General features: G+C 69.9%; 14 protein-coding genes. 13 read left to right on the top strand and 1 reads right to left on the bottom strand.

Annotated elements, in window-relative coordinates:
• The first annotated feature begins 30 nt into the window (after positions 1 to 30).
• From ACWD10_RS12830 to ACWD10_RS12890, 13 genes are all read left to right on the top strand, one after another.
• On the top strand, positions 31 to 1731 hold the full coding sequence (locus tag ACWD10_RS12830; protein ID WP_451089974.1) for a UDP-N-acetylmuramoyl-L-alanyl-D-glutamate--2,6-diaminopimelate ligase: 1701 nt from the start codon (positions 31 to 33) through the stop codon (positions 1729 to 1731).
• Positions 1732 to 1735: 4 nt separating this feature from the next.
• The gene (locus ACWD10_RS12835) at positions 1736 to 3166 is read left to right on the top strand and encodes a UDP-N-acetylmuramoyl-tripeptide--D-alanyl-D-alanine ligase (RefSeq protein ID WP_451089976.1); all 1431 of its coding nucleotides are present in this window, start codon (positions 1736 to 1738) and stop codon (positions 3164 to 3166) included.
• Positions 3163 to 4233, top strand: coding sequence for a phospho-N-acetylmuramoyl-pentapeptide-transferase (mraY, locus tag ACWD10_RS12840; protein WP_451089978.1), 1071 nt, complete (start codon positions 3163 to 3165; stop codon positions 4231 to 4233). Before ACWD10_RS12835 ends, mraY begins: the two co-directional genes overlap by 4 nt.
• Positions 4230 to 5663, top strand: coding sequence for a UDP-N-acetylmuramoyl-L-alanine--D-glutamate ligase (gene murD / locus ACWD10_RS12845; RefSeq protein ID WP_451089980.1), 1434 nt, complete (start codon positions 4230 to 4232; stop codon positions 5661 to 5663). Before mraY ends, murD begins: the two co-directional genes overlap by 4 nt.
• A 62-nt stretch (positions 5664 to 5725) precedes the next feature.
• The gene (ftsW, locus tag ACWD10_RS12850; RefSeq protein ID WP_451089982.1) at positions 5726 to 7075 is read left to right on the top strand and encodes a putative lipid II flippase FtsW; all 1350 of its coding nucleotides are present in this window, start codon (positions 5726 to 5728) and stop codon (positions 7073 to 7075) included.
• A gap of 6 nt (positions 7076 to 7081) precedes the next feature.
• A complete protein-coding gene (murG, locus tag ACWD10_RS12855) occupies positions 7082 to 8176 on the top strand; it encodes an undecaprenyldiphospho-muramoylpentapeptide beta-N-acetylglucosaminyltransferase (protein ID WP_451089984.1) in 1095 nt (364 codons plus the stop codon).
• Positions 8177 to 8190: 14 nt separating this feature from the next.
• Positions 8191 to 8991 carry a cell division protein FtsQ/DivIB gene (locus ACWD10_RS12860; protein ID WP_451089986.1) on the top strand — a complete coding sequence of 267 codons (801 nt, stop codon included), beginning with the start codon at positions 8191 to 8193 and terminating at the stop codon, positions 8989 to 8991.
• A 285-nt stretch (positions 8992 to 9276) separates the two neighbouring features.
• On the top strand, positions 9277 to 10518 hold the full coding sequence (ftsZ, locus tag ACWD10_RS12865; RefSeq protein ID WP_451089988.1) for a cell division protein FtsZ: 1242 nt from the start codon (positions 9277 to 9279) through the stop codon (positions 10516 to 10518).
• 10 nt (positions 10519 to 10528) lie between these two features.
• Positions 10529 to 11260, top strand: coding sequence for a peptidoglycan editing factor PgeF (gene pgeF, locus ACWD10_RS12870; RefSeq protein WP_451089990.1), 732 nt, complete (start codon positions 10529 to 10531; stop codon positions 11258 to 11260).
• Between the two features lie 6 nt (positions 11261 to 11266).
• Positions 11267 to 11986, top strand: a complete 720-nt coding sequence (locus ACWD10_RS12875; RefSeq protein WP_451089992.1) for a YggS family pyridoxal phosphate-dependent enzyme — start codon at positions 11267 to 11269, stop codon at positions 11984 to 11986.
• Between the two features lie 124 nt (positions 11987 to 12110).
• Positions 12111 to 12740, top strand: coding sequence for a cell division protein SepF (gene sepF / locus ACWD10_RS12880; protein WP_451089994.1), 630 nt, complete (start codon positions 12111 to 12113; stop codon positions 12738 to 12740).
• Positions 12741 to 12789: 49 nt separating this feature from the next.
• Complete coding sequence (locus tag ACWD10_RS12885; protein WP_451089996.1) at positions 12790 to 13080, top strand: YggT family protein; 291 nt, start codon at positions 12790 to 12792, stop codon at positions 13078 to 13080.
• 52 nt (positions 13081 to 13132) lie between these two features.
• Positions 13133 to 14215 carry a DivIVA domain-containing protein gene (locus tag ACWD10_RS12890; protein ID WP_451089998.1) on the top strand — a complete coding sequence of 361 codons (1083 nt, stop codon included), beginning with the start codon at positions 13133 to 13135 and terminating at the stop codon, positions 14213 to 14215.
• A 212-nt stretch (positions 14216 to 14427) separates the two neighbouring features.
• Here the strand turns inward: ACWD10_RS12890 and ileS are convergent, their stop codons facing one another.
• Positions 14428 to 17589 (bottom strand): isoleucine--tRNA ligase, encoded by a 3162-nt coding sequence (gene ileS, locus ACWD10_RS12895; RefSeq protein ID WP_451090000.1) that lies wholly within the window; start codon positions 17587 to 17589, stop codon positions 14428 to 14430.
• Between the last annotated feature and the right edge of the window lie 306 nt (positions 17590 to 17895).

Below are 17895 nucleotides of genomic sequence, written 5' to 3' on the forward strand. Positions count from 1 at the left end.
CGCCGTACGACAAGAAACACAGGTACCGTCGTGACAACGATCACTTCCGGTGCGGGGAACCCGCCCGAGCCCTCAGTGCCCAAAGCCCCCTCACTTCGCGGTTCGGCGGCCGCGCCGGGTACGCTCACCGCCGTGCCACACGCTGATCAGTCCCAAACCACCCAGAAGGGCGCACCCGTGACCTACCCGGGACCGCCCCGCCCGGAGCGGGCCGCCGCGAGCACCCTCGCGTCGCTCGCCGAGCAGCTGGGTATCGACGCCCCCGGGGGCGCGGAGAACACCGCCATCACCGGCATCACGCACGACTCCCGTGCGGTGCGCCCCGGTGACCTGTACGCCGCGCTGCCCGGCGCCCGTCTGCACGGCGCCGACTTCGCCGCTCAGGCCGCCGATCTGGGCGGCGCCGCGATCCTCACCGACCCGGCCGGCTGGGAGCGGGCGGCGGCCACCGGTCTTCCCGTGCTCGTCGTGGGCGACCCGCGCGGCCGGATGGGCGAGCTGGCCGCGACGATCTACGGCCGCCCCGGTCAGGACCTGCTCCAGATCGGCATCACCGGCACGTCGGGCAAGACCACGACCGCGTACCTCGTCGAGGGCGGTCTCAAGGCCGCGGGCCGCGCCACCGGACTCATCGGCACCGTCGAGATGCGGATCGGCGAAGAGCGCATCAAGTCGGAGCGCACCACCCCCGAAGCCACCGATCTGCAGGCGCTGTTCGCGGTGATGCGCGAGCGCGGCGTCGACTCGGTCGCCATGGAGGTGTCCAGCCACGCCCTGGTGCTTGGCCGGGTTGATGGCTGTGTCTTTGATGTAGCCGTCTTCAACAACCTCAGCCCGGAACACATGGAGTTCCACTCCGACATGGAGGACTACTTCCGGGCGAAGTCGCAGCTCTTCACGCCGAAGCGGTCCCGGCTCGGGGTCGTCAACCTCGATGACGAGTACGGCCGCCGCCTGGTGACGGAGGCGAGCGTCCCAGTCGTCACCTTCTCCGCCGAGGGCCACCCGGACGCCGACTGGCGCGCCGAGGACGTCAAGGTCGGCCCGATGGACTCGACGTTCACGGCCGTCGGTCCCAAGGACGAGCGGATCACCGCCAAGTCGCCGATCGCCGGACCGTTCAACGTCGCCAACACGCTCGCCGCGATCGTCGCCCTCGCCGCCGCGGGCCTCGACCCGCAGACCGCGGCCGACGGCATCGCGGCCGTGCCCGGCGTGCCCGGGCGGCTCGAGCGGGTCGACGCCGGACAGCCGTACCTCGCCGTCGTCGACTACGCGCACAAGACGGACGCCGTCGAATCGGTCCTGCGCGCCCTGCGCAAGGTCACCGAGGGCAAGCTGCACATCGTGATCGGCTGCGGCGGCGACCGCGACCAGACCAAGCGGATGCCGATGGGCGCCGCGGCCGCCCGGCTCGCCGACACCGCCGTGCTCACCTCGGACAACCCCCGCTCCGAGGACCCCCTGGCCATCCTCGCCGTGATGCTGGCCGGCGCCGCCGAGGTGCCGGTGCACGAGCGCGGCGACGTCCGGGTCTTCGAGGACCGCGCCGCCGCCATCGCCTCCGCGGTCTACCGGGCGCAGCCCGGCGACACGGTGCTCGTCGCGGGCAAGGGCCACGAACAGGGCCAGGACATCAACGGCGTGGTACGCCCCTTCGACGACCGTGACGTGCTCCGCGCGGCCATTGAGCACAGCCGCCGCTCCGTCACCTCGAACACCCAGGGATAAAGCAGTGATCGCCCTCTCCCTCGCCGAGATCGCCTCACTCGTCGGCGGGCAGACGTACGACATACCGGACCCCGGCCGCCAGGTCACCGGGTCCGTCGTGATCGACTCCCGGAAGGTCGAGCCCGGCGGGCTCTTCGCCGCCTTCGCCGGTGAGCGCGTGGACGGCCACGACTACGCCGAGCGCGCGGTCGCCGACGGGGCGGTGGCCGTCCTCGCCACCCGGCCCCTCGGGGTGCCCGCGATCGTCGTCGACGACGTCGAAAAGGCGCTCGGCGCCCTCGCCCGCGCCGTCGTGGCCCGCCTCGGCACCACCCTCGTGGCGCTCACCGGCTCCGCCGGCAAGACCTCCACCAAGGACCTGATCGCCCAGCTCCTGCAGCGCAAGGCGCCCACGGTCTTCACGCCCGGCTCGCTCAACAACGAGATCGGCCTCCCGCTCACCGCGCTGACCGCCACCGAGGAGACCCAGCACCTGGTCCTCGAGATGGGCGCCCGCGGCATCGGCCACATCCGGTACCTCACCGGCCTGACCCCGCCGAAGATCGGCGTGGTGCTCAACGTCGGCACCGCCCACATCGGCGAGTTCGGCGGCCGCGAGCAGATCGCCGAGGCCAAGGGCGAGTTGGTCGAGGCCCTGCCGGAGGACGGTACGGCTGTTCTCAACGCCGACGATCCCCTCGTACGCGCCATGTCCTCCCGTACGAAGGCGAAGGTGCTGCTCTTCGGTGAGGCCGAGGACGCCGACGTACGCGCCGAGAATGTCCGGCTCACCGAGCAGGGACAACCTGCCTTCACGCTGCGCACACCCTCCGGGTGCAGCGACGTGACCTTGCGCCTGTACGGTGAGCACCACGTGTCGAACGCGCTTGCCGCGGCCGCCGTCGCCCACAAGGTCGGGATGTCCGTGGACGAGATCGCCGTGGCGCTCTCCGAGGCGGGGAACCTGTCCCGCTGGCGGATGGAGGTCACCGAGCGCCCGGACGGCGTGACGGTCGTCAACGACGCCTACAACGCGAACCCCGAGTCCATGCGGGCCGCGCTCCGCGCCCTTGCCGCCATGGGCCGGGCCGCCGAGGCCCGCGGGGGTCGCACGTGGGCGGTGCTCGGTCAGATGGCCGAGCTCGGGGACGAGGCGCTGGCCGAGCACGACGCGGTCGGACGCCTTGCCGTCCGGCTCAATGTGAGCAAGCTCGTCGCGGTCGGGGGCAGGGAAGCGTCCTGGCTGCAGCTGGGCGCATACAACGAGGGTTCGTGGGGTGAGGAGTCGGTGCACGTGTCCGACGCAGGGGCCGCTGTCGACCTGTTGCGCAGCGAGCTGCGCCCGGGAGACGTCGTACTCGTGAAGGCATCCAGGTCCGTCGGCCTGGAGCGGGTGGCGCAGGCGCTGCTCGACGATGCCACCGGGTCTTCCGAGGGGCAGGTCGCCGGGCGATGAGGCAGATCCTCTTCTCGGGTGTGATCGGGCTCTTCCTGACCCTCATCGGCACCCCGCTCCTGATCAAGCTCCTGGCCAGGAAGGGCTACGGCCAGTACATCCGGGACGACGGCCCGCGCGAGCACGCGAGCAAGCGCGGCACCCCGACGATGGGTGGTATCGCCTTCATCCTGGCGACGATCATCGCGTACTTCCTGACGAAGCTGCTCACCGGCGCGGAGTTCACCTTCTCCGGGCTCCTGGTGCTCTTCCTGATGGCGGGCATGGGCCTGGTCGGCTTCCTCGACGACTACATCAAGATCATCAAGCGGCGCTCGCTCGGTCTGCGGGCCAAGGCGAAGATGGCCGGTCAGCTGATCGTCGGCATCACCTTCGCGGTCCTCGCACTGCAGTTCGCGGACGCCCGCGGCAACACCCCGGCCTCCACCAGGCTGTCGTTCGTCACCGACTTCGGCTGGTCGATCGGCCCGGTCCTGTTCGTGGTCTGGGCGCTCTTCATGATCCTGGCCATGTCGAACGGCGTGAACCTCACCGACGGTCTGGACGGCCTCGCCACCGGTGCCTCGGTGATGGTCTTCGGCGCCTATACGTTCATCGGCGTCTGGCAGTTCCAGGAGTCCTGCGCCAACGCGATGACGCTGACCAATCCCGCGGCCTGTTTCGAGGTACGGGACCCGCTGGACCTCGCGATCGTGGCCTCGGCCCTGATGGGCGCCTGCTTCGGCTTCCTGTGGTGGAACACCTCGCCCGCCAAGATCTTCATGGGTGACACCGGCTCGCTCGCCCTCGGCGGCGCTCTCGCGGGCCTGGCGATCTGCTCCCGCACCGAGCTGCTTCTCGCGCTCCTCGGCGGCCTCTTCGTCCTGATCACCATGTCCGTGGTCATCCAGGTCGGCTCTTTCCGGCTCACCGGGAAGCGGGTCTTCCGGATGGCTCCGCTCCAGCACCACTTCGAGCTCAAGGGGTGGTCCGAGGTCCTTGTCGTGGTCCGTTTCTGGATCATTCAGGGCATGTGCGTCATCGTGGGACTCGGACTCTTCTACGCAGGGTGGGCGGCCGACAAGTGACCGACTGGCAGGGAAAGCACGTCACCGTCGCCGGGCTCGGCGTCTCCGGGATCCCGGCGGCCAAGGTCCTGCACGGCCTCGGCGCGATCGTGACCGTCGTCAACGACGGCGACGACGAGCGCGCCCGCGCGCAGGCGGCCGAATTGGAGGCCCTGGGCATCCGGGTACGCCTCGGCGACGGCGCGACCCTGCCCGAAGGCACCGAACTGATCGTCACGACCCCCGGCTGGCAGCCCGACAAGCCGCTCTTCGCGGCCGCCGCCGAAGCGGGCGTCGAGATCTGGGGCGACGTCGAACTGGCCTGGCACCTGCGCGGCCCGAACGCGGCGCCCTGGCTCGCGATCACCGGCACCAACGGCAAGACCACCACCGTCCGCATGCTCGCCTCGATCCTGGAGGCGGCCGGGCTGCGCACCGCCGCCGTCGGCAACATCGGGGTCTCGCTGCTCGACGCGGTCCTCGCCGACGAGCCGTACGACGTGCTCGCCGTGGAGCTCTCCAGCTACCAGCTGCACTGGGCGCCCTCGCTGCGCGCCCACTCCGCCGCGGTCCTCAACCTGGCCCCGGACCACCTCGACTGGCACGGCTCGATGGAGGCGTACGCCGCCGACAAGGGCCGTATCTACGAGGGCAACAAGGTCGCCTGCGTCTACAACGTCGCCGACAAGCGCACCGAGGACCTGGTCCGCGAGGCCGACGTCGAGGAGGGCTGCCGCGCCATCGGCTTCACGCTCGGCACCCCGGGACCCTCCGAACTCGGTGTCGTGGACGGCATCCTGGTCGACCGGGCCTTCGTCGAGAACCGGCAGAAGAACGCGCAGGAACTCGCCGAGATCTCCGACGTCGACCCGCCCGCCCCGCACAACATCGCCAACGCCCTCGCCGCGGCCGCCCTCGCCCGCGCGTACGGCGTCGAACCGGCCGCCGTCCGCGAAGGCCTGAGGAACTTCCGCCCCGACGCCCACCGCATCGAGCGCGTGGCCGACGTCGACGGCGTGACGTACATCGACGACTCCAAGGCGACCAACCCGCACGCCACCGAGGCCTCCCTCGCGGCGTACGAGTCGATCGTCTGGATCGCGGGCGGGCTCGCCAAGGGCGCCTCCTTCGACGAGCTGGTCACGAAGTCGGCCGAGCGGCTGCGCGGTGCCGTCCTCATCGGCAAGGAGCGCCACCTCATCCGCGAAGCCCTGGCACGACACGCCCCCGAGGTACCGGTGGTCGACCTCGACCGGACCGACACTAAGGCGATGTCCGCGGCGGTCCGGGAAGCAACCCGCCTTGCCAACCCGGGGGACACCGTCCTCCTTGCCCCGGCCTGCGCCTCGATGGACATGTTCGTCAACTACAACGAGCGCGGCGATGCGTTCGCGGCGGCGGTACGGGAACTCGCCGCCGAGCAGGGCACCACTGATACGCAGAGCGCCTAGCCGGAGAGTGGCCCGCCCGCCGCGCCTCGGCGGCGCGGGCACCACTGGAGGGGACAGCGACCATGCCGGCCGAAGCACGGGCCGCGCGCGACGCACGCCGCGCGGCCACCTCGCGCGGGGCACCCCGCAGGCCCGCAGCACGCCGCACCTCTGGCGAACCGCGGTGGCGGCGCCTGCTCACCCGGGCCCGCCGGGCCTGGGACCGGCCGCTCACCGCGTACTACGTGATCTTCGGCAGCTCCCTGCTGCTCACGGTGCTCGGCCTGGTGATGGTCTACTCGGCCTCGATGATCCAGGCGCTCCAGCTCGACCTGGTGGCCTCGTACTTCTTCCGCAAGCAGTTCGTCGCGGCGGTGCTCGGCGCGATCCTGCTCCTGGTCGCCATGCGGATGCCGGTCAAGCTGCACCGCGCGCTCGCGTATCCGATCCTCGCCGGATCGCTGTTCCTGATGGTGCTCGTGCAGGTGCCGGGGATAGGGCATGCGGTGAACGGCAACCAGAACTGGATCTATCTGGGCGGCCCGTTCCAGCTCCAGCCCAGCGAGTTCGGCAAGCTCGCCCTGGTCCTGTGGGGTGCCGATCTGCTCGCCCGCAAACAGGACAAGCGGCTCCTCACGCAGTGGAAGCACATGCTGGTGCCGCTGGTGCCGGTGACGTTCATGCTGCTCGGCCTGATCATGCTCGGCGGCGACATGGGCACCGCGATCATTCTCGCGGCCATCCTCTTCGGCCTGCTCTGGCTCGCGGGGGCACCGACCCGGCTGTTCGCCGGGGTGCTCTCGGTGGCCGGTCTGCTCGGCATCATCCTGATTCGTACCAGTCCGAACCGTATGTCCCGCCTCGGCTGTGTCTTCGCCACCGACCCCGGACCCGACGACCGGTGCTGGCAGGCCGTGCACGGCATCTACGCCCTGGCCTCCGGCGGACTCTTCGGTTCCGGTCTGGGCGCAAGTGTGGAAAAATGGGGCCAACTCCCTGAACCGCACACCGACTTCATCTTCGCCATCACCGGGGAGGAACTGGGTCTGGCGGGGACGCTGTCGGTGCTCGGTCTGTTCGCGGCTCTAGGCTATGCGGGTATCCGCGTGGCCGGACGCACGGAGGACCCCTTCGTGAGGTACGCCGCGGGAGGCGTGACCACCTGGATCACGGCCCAGGCCGTGATCAATGTGGGTGCGGTGCTCGGCCTGCTGCCGATCGCCGGTGTCCCGCTCCCGCTGTTCTCCTACGGAGGTTCCGCCCTGCTGCCGACCATGTTCGCCATCGGTCTTCTGCTCGCCTTCGCGCGAGACGAGCCCGCGGCGAGAGCGGCGCTTGCCATGCGGTCGTCCGTCTTCGGCACGAAGCGGGCTGCGGTGAGATGGAACACGATGAGACGGCGCGTCAAGGCGCGACCGTCCGGAGAGCGGTGAATTTCGGTGCATGTCGTACTCGCCGGTGGGGGGACCGCCGGCCACATCGAGCCAGCGCTCGCCCTCGCGGACGCCCTGCGCAGGCAGGACCCGACCGTGGGGATCACGGCACTCGGCACGGAACGGGGCCTGGAGACCCGGCTCGTCCCCGAGCGTGGCTACGAACTCGCGCTGATCCCCGCCGTACCGCTGCCGCGCAAGCCCACCCCCGAACTGATCACGGTCCCGGGGCGGCTGCGCGGCACCATCAAGGCGGCCGAGCAGATCCTCGAGCGCACCAAGGCGGACGCGGTCGTCGGCTTCGGCGGCTATGTCGCGCTGCCCGGCTACCTCGCCGCCAAGCGGCTCGGGGTGCCGATCGTGGTGCACGAGGCCAACGCCCGGCCCGGTCTCGCCAACAAGATCGGTTCGCGGTACGCCGCCCAGGTCGCGGTCTCCACGCCGGACAGCAAGCTGCGTAACTCCCGCTACATCGGTATCCCGCTGCGCCGCACCATCGCCACGCTCGACCGGGCCCGGATGCGCCCGGAGGCACGCGCGGCCTTCGGCCTCGACCCGAACCTGCCGACGCTGCTCGTCTCCGGCGGCTCGCAGGGTGCCCGCCGCCTCAATGAGGTCGTCCAGCAGGTCGTTCCGGTGCTTCAGCGCTCCGGCATCCAGGTGCTGCACGCGGTCGGCCCGAAGAACGAATTGCCGCATGTGGACAACATGCCGGGAATGCCGCCCTATATCCCGGTACCGTACGTGGACCGGATGGACCTCGCGTACGCCGCGGCCGACATGATGCTCTGCCGCGCGGGCGCGATGACCGTCGCCGAACTCTCCGCCGTCGGACTCCCGGCCGCGTACGTCCCGCTGCCCATCGGCAACGGCGAACAGCGGCTGAACGCCCAGCCGGTGGTGAAGGCCGGCGGCGGTGTGCTGGTCGACGACGCCGAACTCACCCCGGAGTGGGTGCAGCAGAACGTGCTGCCGGTGCTCGCCGATCCGCACCGCCTGTTCGAGATGTCCCGCGCCGCCGCCGAGTTCGGCCGCCGGGACGCCGACGAGATTCTCGTCGGCATGGTCCACGAGGCGATCGCGGCACGCCACAGGGCGTGAGAAGGCAGGGGAGCGTGGCCGGACCCACCGCCGTCCAGGGCGGCGAACGTCAGCAGTCACAGGCGCCGGCCCGCTCGCCCCGCCCACCCGAGCCGGGGCGGCGGCTCCGCTTGCCGCCGCCCCGCACCCTCGTCGTGGTCATCGTCGCCACGGTCCTGCTCGCCGCGGGCACCCTCTGGGTCCTGTACGGCTCGCAGTGGCTCCGGGCGGAGCGCGTGACCACGTCCGGCACGCGCGTACTCACCCCCGAAGAGGTCCGCGAGGTGGCCGACGTACCGCTCGGCGAACCGCTGATTTCCGTGGATACGGACGGAATTGAGGCACGGCTGCGCAAGAAGCTGCGGCGTATAGACACGGTCGACGTGGCTCGATCCTGGCCGGACGGAATCGGTCTCAAGGTGACCGAGCGCAAACCGGTTCTGCTCATCGAGAAGAGCGGCCGATTCACCGAAGTCGACGCCCAGGGCGTACCGTTCGCCACCGTCGACCGAGCCCCGAAGGGCGTTCCGCTTCTCGAACTGAACGCTTCCGACTCGCCGAGCCTGAACCGCTTCGGCACCGACCGCCTGGTGCGTGCCGCGGTACAGGTCGCGGGCGGCCTGCCCGACGCGATCGCCCGTGACACCCGCAGGGTCGAAGTACGTTCATATGACTCCATCTCCCTGGAGTTGAGCGGAAATCGAACCGTCATGTGGGGAAGCGCCGGGAAGGGTGACGAGAAGGCCGCCGCGCTCATCGCACTCATGAAAGCGGCGCCCAAGGCGGGGTACTTCAACGTGAGTGCGCCCACCGCCCCTGCCGCGTCCGGGAGTTGACGCACATACTCGCTGGCCGGGACCCTGGTTGGTCAGCGCAACGGCTGATCACATAGGGTGAAAAGAAAAACGGGAGGTTCGGCGTGTTCGTTGAACGTGCGCCACTTGTCGACTTAGTGTCCTGTTCGGAAGGGTCAGGCGATGACCAGCAGCAGACACACTGGTAACCCTAAACTTGACCGTTAGGGTTCGGGTCGGCGTTCGGACCGTCCCATTCGGCATCAGTCGTCGCAGCGCACGCACGGCGAGGCGGCGACACGTAACTCGAGGCGAGAGGCCTTCGACGTGGCAGCACCGCAGAACTACCTCGCAGTCATCAAAGTCATCGGTGTCGGCGGCGGTGGTGTCAATGCCATCAACCGGATGATCGAGGTCGGTCTGAAGGGCGTCGAGTTCATCGCCATCAACACGGACGCGCAGGCGCTGTTGATGAGCGACGCCGACGTCAAGCTCGACGTCGGCCGTGAACTCACCCGCGGACTCGGCGCCGGAGCCAATCCGGCCGTCGGCCGCAAGGCAGCCGAAGACCACCGCGAGGAGATCGAGGAGGTCCTCAAGGGGGCCGACATGGTCTTCGTCACAGCCGGTGAAGGTGGCGGCACCGGCACCGGCGGCGCGCCCGTCGTGGCTAACATCGCACGCTCCCTCGGCGCCCTCACCATCGGCGTGGTCACGCGCCCGTTCACCTTCGAGGGCCGCCGCCGCGCCAACCAGGCGGAGGACGGCATCGCGGAACTCCGCGAAGAGGTCGACACCCTCATCGTCATCCCCAACGACCGCCTGCTGTCCATCTCGGACCGTCAGGTCAGCGTCCTGGACGCGTTCAAGTCCGCGGACCAGGTGCTGCTCTCGGGCGTCCAGGGCATCACCGACCTCATCACCACGCCCGGCCTGATCAACCTCGACTTCGCCGACGTCAAGTCCGTTATGTCCGAGGCCGGTTCGGCGCTCATGGGCATCGGCTCGGCACGCGGCGACGACCGCGCGGTGGCCGCGGCCGAGATGGCCATCTCCTCGCCGCTGCTCGAAGCGTCCATCGACGGCGCCCGCGGCGTGCTGCTCTCCATCTCCGGCGGCAGTGATCTCGGTCTCTTCGAGATCAACGAGGCCGCGCAACTGGTGAGCGAGGCCGCCCACCCCGAGGCCAACATCATCTTCGGCGCGGTCATCGACGACGCCCTCGGCGACGAGGTCCGGGTCACCGTGATCGCGGCCGGTTTCGACGGCGGCCAGCCGCCGAACAAGCGCGAGCGCGAGAACGTGATCGGCTCGAACTCCTCGTCCGGCTCCGCCAAGCGTGAGGAACCGGCCGCTCCGGCCCGCCCGGGCACCGAGGCCCGGCCCACCTTCGGCTCCCTCGGCAGCGTCACCCCGCGCGAGGACACCCCGGCCGCCGAGCCCGCCCCCGAACCGGCCCCGGTGAGCGAGGTCCCCGCAACGCCCGTGGCCCCGCCGCAGGTTCCCCCGGCCCGTCCGTACCAGGACAGCCAGGCCGAGGAGCTGGACGTCCCGGATTTTCTGAAGTGACGTACCCCAAGTGATAACCGAGCACGACATCGCGAACGGCGCGCACTTCGCCTTTACCGACCGGTGGGGCGGAGTGAGTGCCGTTCCGTACGAGGAGCTCAACCTCGGCGGCGCGGTCGGCGACGAGCCCGACAACGTACGGGCGAACCGTGAACTCGCCGCCAAGGCCCTGGGCATCGACCCCGCCCAGGTGGTCTGGATGAACCAGGTGCACGGTCGGGACGTCGCCGTCGTCGACGGCCCCTGGGGCCCGGACGCCGAAATCCCGCCCATGGACGCCGTGGTGACGGCCCGCCGCGGCCAACCGCTCGCCGTACTCACCGCCGACTGCACCCCGGTGCTGCTCGCCGACCCGGTCGCCGGAGTCGTCGGCGCCGCGCACGCGGGCCGCCCCGGCATGGTGGCCGGTGTCGTGCCCGCCGCGGTCGAGGCGATGACGGCACTCGGCGCCGACCCGGCCCGCATCGTCGCCCGCACCGGCCCCGCGGTCTGCGGCCGCTGCTACGAAGTACCGGACACCATGCGGGACGAGGTCGCGGCCATCGAGCCCGCGGCGTACGCCGAGACGAGTTGGGGCACACCGGCGGTCGATGTGACCGCGGGGGTGCACGCCCAGCTCGACCGGCTCGGAGTGCGGGACCGGCGCAACTCGCCGGTCTGCACACGGGAATCCCGGGACCACTTCTCGTACCGCCGCGACAAGGCCACCGGCCGGCTCGCGGGCTATGTCTGGCTGGACTGAGAGAACATGACGGACCGTAAGGCGGAAATCGCCGCAAACCTGGCGAAAGTGGAAGAGCGCATCGCTGCCGCGTGCGCCGCGGCGGGGCGTAAGCGGGAGGAAGTGACCCTGATTGTGGTCACCAAGACCTATCCCGCGAGCGATGTGCGCATTCTCTCGGAACTCGGTGTACGTCACGTCGCCGAGAACCGGGACCAGGACGCGGCGCCCAAGGCCGCGGCGTGCTCGGACCTTCCGCTCGTATGGCACTTTGTCGGTCAATTGCAGACCAACAAGGTGCGTTCTGTGGTCGGTTATGCCGATGTGGTGCAGTCCGTGGACCGGCCGAAGCTCGTCTCCGGTCTCTCCGCCGCGGCGGTACGTGCGGGGCGCGAGGTCGGTTGTCTCGTGCAGGTCGCCCTCGATGCCGAGGAGGGTGGCCGGGGGGACCGGGGTGGCGTGGCGCCCGACGGAATCGAGGAGTTGGCCGGTCTCGTGGCCGAGGCTCAGGGGTTGCGGCTCGACGGTCTGATGACCGTGGCGCCGCTCACCGGGCCGTATGCGGGACGGCAACAGGCGGCGTTCGAGCGGCTGATGGAATTCTCAACCCTCATGCGCGCGGCTCATCCGGCTGCGAACATGGTCTCGGCGGGGATGAGTGCGGACCTGGAACAGGCCGTGGCTGCGGGGGCGACACATGTGCGCGTCGGCAGTGCGGTACTCGGAGTCCGACCCCGGCTCGGGTAACGTCGCGAAGCAAGTCGGACCACAGCAGAAAATATGGTCATTCCCGCAGATCAGCGGGGGTGCCGAGTGGATCACGGGCACTTGGCGGCACGGCGGATCCACCACAGAGCGGAGGACTCAGAGCATGGCCGGCGCGATGCGCAAGATGGCGGTCTACCTCGGCCTCGTGGAGGACGACGGTTACGACGGCCGGGGGTTCGACCCCGACGACGAGTTCGAGCCCGAGCTGGATCCGGAACCCGAGCGGGACCGCCGACGGCACGAACCGTCACATCAACACCAGCTGCAACAGGAGGAACCGGTACGAAAGGTACAGCCGCCCGCACCCCGCGAGCCACTGTCCCCTGCCGCCTCCGTATCCGCCGAAATCGGACGTCCAGCACGTATCGCCCCCGTGGCATCTATCACACCTGAACGCCCGAACCTAGAGAAGAACGCACCGGTGATCATGCCCAAAGTTGTGTCCGAGCGTGAGCCCTACCGCATTACGACATTGCACCCCCGGACCTACAACGAGGCCCGTACTATCGGGGAACACTTCCGTGAAGGCACTCCGGTGATCATGAATCTGACGGAGATGGACGACACGGACGCGAAGCGACTTGTCGACTTCGCGGCCGGCCTCGTCTTCGGACTGCACGGCAGTATTGAGCGGGTGACGCAGAAGGTGTTCCTTCTGTCTCCTGCTAACGTCGATGTCACGGCGGAGGACAAGGCCCGCATCGCAGAGGGCGGGTTCTTCAACCAGAGCTGAGACGCACACCGGTAAGAGAGACGAAACAGGGGAGAGGGAAGCGCGGACCATGAGCGTTGTCTGGCAGGTGCTCTACATCGCGCTGATGTGTTTCCTGATCGTGTTGATCTTCCGGTTGGTCATGGACTACGTCTTCCAGTTCGCCCGCTCATGGCAACCCGGCAAGGCGATGGTGGTCGTTCTGGAGGCCACCTACACTGTCACCGATCCACCGCTGAAGCTTCTGCGGCGGTTCATCCCGCCGTTGCGTCTCGGGGGCGTGGCGCTCGATCTGTCCTTCTTCGTACTGATGATCATCGTCTACATCCTGATTTCCGTCGTGGGCAGGCTCGCGAGGTGAACGTGGACGATACGGTCTTGCCGAATGCCGACGACTACGTTGAGGTGAAGAGATGCCGTTGACCCCCGAGGACGTGCGGAACAAGCAGTTCACGACCGTCCGCCTCCGAGAAGGCTATGACGAGGACGAGGTCGATGCCTTCCTCGACGAGGTCGAAGCCGAACTGACGCGCCTGCTCCGCGAGAACGAGGACCTGCGCGCGAAGCTCGCCGCCGCGACCCGTGCCGCCGCGCAGAACCAGCAGCAGGGCGGCATGCGCAAGGGCCCCGAGCAGCAGGACCAGCAGCAGCGCGGTCCCGGTGCACCCGTGCCCGCCGCAATATCAGGTCCGCAGCCGGTCCCGCCGCAGCAGCAGCAGATGGGCGGTCCGCCCCAGCTGCCCGGCGGTGCACCGCAGCTGCCCGCAGGTCCCGGTGGTGGCCCCGGTGGTCCGCAGCAGCAGGGTGGCCCGATGCAGGGCGGCCCGATGGGCGGCCCCATGGGTGGTCACGGCCCTCAGCTGCCGCAGCCCGGTCAGGGCCCCGGTGGCGACAGCGCCGCGCGAGTGCTCTCGCTGGCGCAGCAGACCGCTGACCAGGCGATCGCGGAGGCCCGTTCCGAGGCCAACAAGATCGTCGGCGAGGCCCGTTCGCGTGCCGAGGGCTTGGAGCGGGACGCCCGCGCCAAGGCCGACGCCCTGGAGCGGGACGCGCAGGAGAAGCACCGCGTCGCGATGGGCTCCCTGGAGTCCGCCCGCGCCACGCTCGAGCGCAAGGTCGAGGACCTGCGGGGCTTCGAGCGCGAGTACCGCACGCGCCTGAAGTCCTACCTGGAGTCGCAGCTGCGTCAGCTGGAGACCCAGTCCGACGACTCGCTCGCGCCGCCGCGCACCCCGGCGACCGCCTCCCTTCCGGCGCCTTCGATGGCTCCGGCCGGGGCCGGTGCGCCGTCGATGGGCGGCAACCACACCATGGGCGGCAACCAGTCCATGGCCGGTGCGGGGAACGGCAACGGGGGCGGCTCGTACGGCGGCCAGCAGCAGATGTCGCCTGCGATGACGCAGCCGATGGCTCCGGTGCGGCCGCAGGGCCAGCAGCCGGTGCAGCAGGCGCCGTCTCCGATGCGCGGGTTCCTCATCGACGAGGACGACAACTGACGCCGCAGCGCGCGTGAGCGCGTAGCCGTCGGCGGCTTTCAAGGGCTGGGCCCCAGGGGAAACGTTCCCTGGGGCCCAGCCCTTTGTGCATGTGTGCGAGCGTCACGGTCAGGTGTGCCCCGGTACACAACGCCGAAAGGCCGGGGGCCACGCGATCCGCTGGATCGGGTGACCCCCGGCCTTCGGGTTGCCGCCGGGGCGGGGTCGTGCGGTTACGCCTCGGTCTTGCGGAGGCGGAAGGTGAGGGACAGGCCCTCGTCGGTGAAGGGCTCGCCGTACGACGCGGCTGCTTCGTCGATGTCCCCCTGCTCGAAGTCCACCGCGAGGACCTCCTCGGCGATGAGGGCCGCGTGCTCGGTCAGCGCCTCCGTGGTCTCCGGGGCGGTGGCCGACCAGCGCACCGCGATCCGGTCCGCGACGTCCAGGCCGCTGTTCTTGCGGGCCTCCTGGATCAGGCGGATGGCGTCGCGGGCGAGGCCCGCGCGGCGCAGCTCGTCGGTGAGCTCCAGGTCGAGGGCGACCGTGGCACCGGCGTCCGAGGCCACCGACCAGCCCTCGCGCGGGGTCTCGGTGATGAACACCTCGTCCGGGGCGAGCGTGACCGTCTCGCCCTCGACCTCCACCGTCGCCGTGCCCTCGCGCAGCGCCAGGGACAGCGCGGCGGCGTCGGCGCCCGCGATGGCCTTGGCGACCGCCTGGACGCCCTTGCCGAACCGCTTGCCCAGGGCGCGGAAGTTGGCCTTGGCCGTGGTGTCGACCAGGGAGCCGCCCACGTCCGAAAGCGAGGCGAGGGATGTGACGTTGAGCTCCTCGGCGATCTGGGCGCGCAGTTCCTCCCCCAGCGTCTCGAAGCCCGTCGCCGCGACCAGCGCGCGGGAGAGCGGCTGGCGGGTCTTCACACCGGACTCGGCACGGCTCGCCCGGCCCAGCTCGACCAGGCGGCGCACCAGTGCCATCTGCCGCGAAAGCTCCTCGTCCACAAGGGACTTGTCGGCCTGCGGCCAGGACGACAGGTGCACCGACTCCGGGGCGCCCGGCGTGACCGGCACCACCAGGTCCTGCCAGACCCGCTCGGTGATGAACGGGGTCAGCGGGGCCATCAGGCGGGTGACCGTCTCGACCACCTCGTGCAGGGTGCGCAGCGCGGCCTTGTCGCCCTGCCAGAAGCGGCGGCGCGAGCGACGTACGTACCAATTGGAGAGGTTGTCGACGAAGACGGACAGGAGCTTGCCGGCGCGCTGGGTGTCGTACGACTCCAGGGCGTCGGTGCAGCCGTCGACCAGGGCGTTCAGCTCGCCAAGGAGCCAACGGTCCAGGAGCGGGCGGTCGGCCGGGGCCGGGTCCGCGGCCGAGGGGGCCCACTGGGACGTACGGGCGTACAGGGCCTGGAAGGCGACCGTGTTCCAGTACGTGAGGAGGGTCTTGCGGACGACCTCCTGGATGGTGCCGTGGCCCACGCGGCGGGCCGCCCAGGGCGAGCCACCGGCGGCCATGAACCAGCGGACGGCGTCGGCGCCGTGCTGATCCATGAGCGGGATCGGCTCCAGGGTGTTCCCCAGGTGCTTGGACATCTTGCGGCCGTCCTCGGCGAGGATGTGGCCGAGACAGACCACGTTCTCGTACGAGGACTTGTCGAAGACCAGCGTGCCGACCGCCATCAGCGTGTAGAACCAGCCGCGGGTCTGGTCGATGGCCTCGCTGATGAACTGCGCCGGGTAGCGGGACTCGAAGAGTTCCTTGTTCTTGTACGGGTAGCCCCACTGCGCGAACGGCATCGAGCCCGAGTCGTACCAGGCGTCGATGACCTCCGGGACGCGGTACGCCTCCAGCTGGCAGTCGGCGTGCGTGCAGGTGAAGGTGATCTCGTCGATGAACGGGCGGTGCGGGTCGAGGCCCGACTGGTCGGTGCCGGTCAGCTCGGTGAGCTCGGCGCGGGAGCCGACGCAGCTGAGGTGGCCCTCCTCGCAGCGCCAGATGGGCAGCGGGGTGCCCCAGTAGCGGTTGCGGGACAGCGCCCAGTCGATGTTGTTGTTCAGCCAGTCGCCGAAGCGGCCGTGCTTGACCGAGTCCGGGAACCAGTTGGTCTTCTCGTTCTCGGCGAGGAGCCGGTCCTTGATGGCGGTCGTACGGATGTACCAGGACGGCTGCGCGTAGTACAGCAGCGCCGTGTGGCAGCGCCAGCAGTGCGGGTAGCTGTGCTCGTACGCCACGTGCCGGAACAGGCGGCCGCGCTGGTCCAGGTCCTTCGTGAGGGCCTCGTCGGCCTTCTTGAAGAACTGCCCGCCGATCAGGTCGAGTTCCTGCTCGAAGGTGCCGTCCGGACGGACCGGGTTCACCACCGGCATGCCGTACGCGCGGCAGACCTTGAGGTCGTCCTCACCGAAGGCCGGGGCCTGGTGGACGAGGCCGGTGCCGTCGTCCGTGGTGACGTAGTCGGCGTTCACCACAAAGTGGGCCGGAGCGGGGAACTGCACGAGGGCGAAGGGTCGTTCATAGGTCCAGCGCTCCATTTCGGCGCCGGTGAAGGTCTCGCCCGTGGCCTCCCAGCCCTCGCCGAGGGCCTTCTCGAGCAGGGGCTCGGCTACGACCAGGTTCTCGGCGCCGTTCGTGGCGACGACGTACGTCACCTCGGGGTGCGCGGCGACGGCGGTGTTGGAGACCAGGGTCCAGGGGGTGGTGGTCCAGATGAGCAGCGAGGCACGGCCCGCGAGGGGGCCGCCGGTGAGCGGGAGGCGGACGTAGACCGAGGGGTCGACGACCGTCTCGTAGCCCTGCGCCAGCTCGTGGTCGGACAGGCCGGTGCCGCAGCGCGGGCACCAGGGGGCGACGCGGTGGTCCTGGACCAGGAGGCCCTTGTTGAAGATCTCCTTCAGGGACCACCAGACCGAGTCGACGTACTCCGGGTTCATGGTGCGGTACGCGTCGTCCAGGTCGACCCAGTAGCCCATGCGGTTCGTCAGGTCGGTGAAGGCGTCGGTGTGCCGGGTCACGGACTCGCGGCACTTGGCGTTGAACTCGGCGATGCCGTACGCCTCGATGTCCTTCTTGCCGTTGAACCCGAGCTCCTTCTCGACGGCGAGCTCGACGGGCAGGCCGTGGCAGTCCCAGCCGGCCTTGCGGGCCACGTGGTAGCCGCGCATGGTGCGGAACCGCGGGAAGACGTCCTTGAAGACGCGGGCCTCGATGTGGTGGGCGCCCGGCATGCCGTTGGCGGTCGGCGGGCCCTCGTAGAACACCCACTCCGGGCGTCCCTCGGACTGCTCCAGGGTCTTGGCGAAGATCTTCTGCTCGCGCCAGAAGTCCAGCACGGCGTGCTCGAGCGCGGGTAGGTCGACCTGGGCGGGTACCTGGCGGTACTGCGGCTGCGTATTCAAGGAGCTTCCTCCGGCGGACACTGCTGTTCCCGTCGGAGGGACGAGAGCCGTTGCGCCCGGTGCGGCGCGGTCCCGCGGTACCACCCTCCTTGGCCCTCCGGTGCCGGGGTGCGGACCGGTGAGCCCCCTCATTGAGGCCGCGATGCCGGGTCTACTGGCCGGGGGCCCGGTCGGTGCCGGGTGCCGTGGCGTTCTTCCGGCGGCTCCGGGGTGATCTTCACGCTCGCGCCTGCCCCCGGGCTCACACCGTCCCCGGGTCGCTCCTGGCCGCTTACGGACGCTACTCGTCCCCATCCACGCCTTTTC

The organism is Streptomyces sp. NPDC002851 (genome assembly GCF_053591935.1).